This window comes from Ideonella sp. P3_A4 (assembly GCF_056403075.1).
The window spans coordinates 1-3429 of record NZ_JBFUGE010000620.1; the positions used below are offsets into that span (position 1 = coordinate 1).

Consider the following 3429-nt stretch of genomic DNA (forward strand, 5'->3'; position numbering starts at 1 on the left):
GGCTCCGTTAGGCCAGCAACAACGGTCAGCCCACCCACCGCCGCGCGTTGCGGAACATCCGCATCCACGGACTGACCGTGGTGATGTCGCCGTTCGTCCAGCTCATCTGCGCGTGGCGGAAGACGCGCTCGGGGTGTGGCATCAGCGCGCTGAAGCGGCCGTCGGCCGTGGTCACCGCGGTCAGGCCTTCGGGGCTGCCGTTTGGATTGAACGGGTAGACCTCGGTTGGCGCGCCGTGGCCGTCGACGAAGCGCATCGCGCGGTGCACCCGGGTCGCGTTGCCGCGCTGCGAAAAGTCGGCAAAGCCTTCGCCGTGGGCGACCGCGATCGGTGCGCGGCTGCCGGCCATGCCGGTGAAGAAGATCGACGGGCTGTCCAGCACCTCGACCATCGCCAGCCGGCCTTCGAACTGCTCGCTCTTGTTGCGGACGAACTTCGGCCAGTCCTGCGCGCCGGGGATGATCGGGCTGAGCGCCGCCATCATCTGGCAGCCATTGCACACGCCGAGCGCAAAGCTGTCGCTGCGGGCGAAGAAGGCAGCGAACTGCTCGGCCAGCACCGGGTTGAACATCACCGAGCGGGCCCAGCCTTCTCCGGCCCCCAGCGTGTCGCCGTAGCTGAAGCCACCGCAGGCGATGAAGCCTTGGAACTGGTCCAGCCGTGCGCGACCAGCGTGCAGATCGCTCATGTGCACGTCGAAGGTGTCGAAGCCGGCCTTCGCCATCGCGTAGCTCATCTCGACATGGCTGTTGACGCCCTGCTCGCGCAGGATCGCCAGCTTCGGCCGGGTCTTGTTGATGAACGGCGCGGCGATGTCTTCGGCCGGGTCGTAGGTCAGGTGGATGTGCAGGCCCGGGTCATCGCCACCGGCGGCGGCGTGTTCGCTGTCGGCGCCCACCGGGTTGTCGCGCATCCGGCTGATGCGCCAGCTGACGTCGTCCCAGGCCTGGTGCAGCTCGCGTAAGGGGGCGCTGAACTGGGCCTTGGCGTCGCGCCAGACTTCGACCACCTGCTTGTCGTTGGTCTTGCCGACGACATGGCTCAGGGTCGACAGGCCGTGGGCGCGCAGCGTGGCTAGCACCGCATCGCGATCGGCTGTCTTGACCTGGACCAGCGCACCCAGCTCTTCGTTGAACAGCGCCTTCAGTGTCAGCTCATCGCGGCGGCCGCTGACCTGGCTGGCCCAGTTCTTCGAGTCGCCCATCTCGGCACGGCTGTCGCTGATGCCATCGCCCTCGGTGACCAGCATGTCGACGTTCAGGCTGACACCGCGGTGGCCGGCGAAAGCCATTTCGCAGGCAGCCGCCCAGAGGCCACCGTCGGAGCGGTCGTGGTAGGCCAGCAGCTTGCCTTGGCCACGCAGTTCATTGACCGCCGCGACCAGCGACTTCAAGCGCGCCGCGTCGTCCAGATCGGGCACCGCGTCACCAAACTGCTGCAGCGTCTGCGCCAGGATCGAGCCGGCCATGCGGGCCTTGCCGGCGCCGAGGTCAACCAGGATCAGCGTGGTGTCGCCGTCTTGCAGCTGCGGCGTCAGCGTGCCGCGCACGTCGTCCAGCGTAACGAAGGCGGTGACGATCAGCGAGACCGGGGCGACGACCTGCTTCTGCACGCCGGCGTCTTGCCAGCGGGTGCGCATCGACAGCGAATCCTTGCCGACCGGCACGCCGATGCCGAGCGCCGGGCACAGCTCCATGCCGACGGCCTTGACCGTCTCGTACAGCGCCGCGTCTTCACCCGGTTCACCGCAAGCGGCCATCCAGTTGCAGCTGAGCTTGACGTGCTCGAGCGTGATCGGCGCGGCCAGCAGGTTGGTGATGGCTTCGGCCACCGCCATGCGGCCTGAGGCCGGCGCGTCCAGCGCGGCCAGCGGCGTGCGCTCGCCCATGCTCATCGCCTCGCCGCGCAGGCCGCTGTAGTCGGCCAGCGTGACCGCGCAATCCGCCACCGGCACCTGCCATGGGCCGACCATCTGGTCGCGGTGGTTCAGGCCGCCGACGGTGCGGTCGCCGATCGTCACCAGGAAGCGCTTGCTGGCCACGGTCGGGTGGCGCAGCACGTCGAGCGCTGCCTTCTTCAGCTCGACGCCAGTCAGGTTCAAAGGCGCCAGTTCACGGGCGACACGGGTCACGTCGCGCTGCATCTTGGGCGGCTTGCCCAGCAGCACGTCCATCGGCATGTCGATCACGCGCTCGCCGCCGGGGCCGTCTTCGAGGATCAGCTCCTTGTCGTCGGTGGCGACACCGACGATCGAGAACGGGCAGCGCTCGCGCTCGCACATCTGCTCGAACAGCGGCAGCAGGTCGGGGTTGACGGCCAGGACGTAGCGCTCCTGGCTCTCGTTGCACCAGATTTCCTTCGGCGCCAGGCCGGTTTCTTCCAGTGGCACTTTGCGCATGTCGAAGCGCGCGCCCTTCTCGGCCCCGTCGACCAGTTCCGGGAAGGCGTTGCTGATGCCGCCAGCGCCCACGTCATGGACTGCGACGACCGGGTTGTTTTCACCCAGCGCCCAGCAGTGGTTGATCACCTCTTGCGCCCGGCGCTGGATTTCGGGGTTGCCGCGCTGCACCGAATCGAAATCGAGCGCGGCAGTGTTGGTGCCGGCCGCCATCGAGCTGGCGGCGCCACCGCCCATGCCGATACGCATGCCCGGGCCGCCCAGCTGGATCAGCAGCGTGCCGGCGCCAAAGGGCAGCTTGTGGGTCTGGCCGTCGCTGATGGTGCCCAGGCCGCCGGCGATCATGATCGGCTTGTGGTAGCCGCGGCGAATGGCGTTGGCGCCCTCGCCCAMCGTCTGCTCGAAGACGCGGAAGTAGCCGCCCAGTGCGGGCCGGCCGAACTCGTTGTTGAAGGCAGCGCCACCCAGCGGGCCTTCGGTCATGATTTGCAGCGGGCTGGCGATGTGCTCGGGCTTGCCGTAGGGGCTGGTTTCCCAGGGTTCGTTGGTGCCCGGCAGGTTCAGGTTCGAGACCGAGAAGCCGGTCAGGCCGGCCTTGGGCTTGGCGCCGCGGCCGGTGGCGCCCTCGTCGCGGATCTCGCCGCCGGAGCCGGTGGAAGCGCCCGGGAACGGCGAAATCGCCGTCGGGTGGTTGTGCGTTTCCACCTTCATCAGCACGTGCGCCGTTTCCTGGCGCGCGCCGTACTTCGGCGCGTTGGTGAAGCCTTCGGGCAACCAGCGCTCGACCGGGCCGCCTTCCATCACCGCCGCGTTGTCGCTGTAGGCGACGATGCTGCGCTGCGGGTTGGTCTTTTCGGTGTGGCGGATCATGCCGAACATCGACAGCGGCTGCTTTTCGCCGTCGATCGTGAACTCGGCGTTGAAGATCTTGTGGCGGCAGTGCTCGCTGTTGGCCTGCGCGAACATCATCAGCTCGACGTCGGTCGGGTTGCGCTTCAGCCCGGTGAAGGCGTTGACGAGGTAGTCGATCT

The 3429-nt window shown here is 68.0% G+C and carries 1 protein-coding gene; it reads right to left on the bottom strand.

Annotation, left to right across the window (positions count from 1 at the left end):
- Positions 1 to 25 precede the first annotated feature (25 nt).
- Positions 26 to 3429, bottom strand: a 3404-nt coding sequence (purL, locus tag AC1DYI_RS30020; protein WP_477207777.1) for a phosphoribosylformylglycinamidine synthase, incomplete at its 5' end; no start/stop codon positions are given.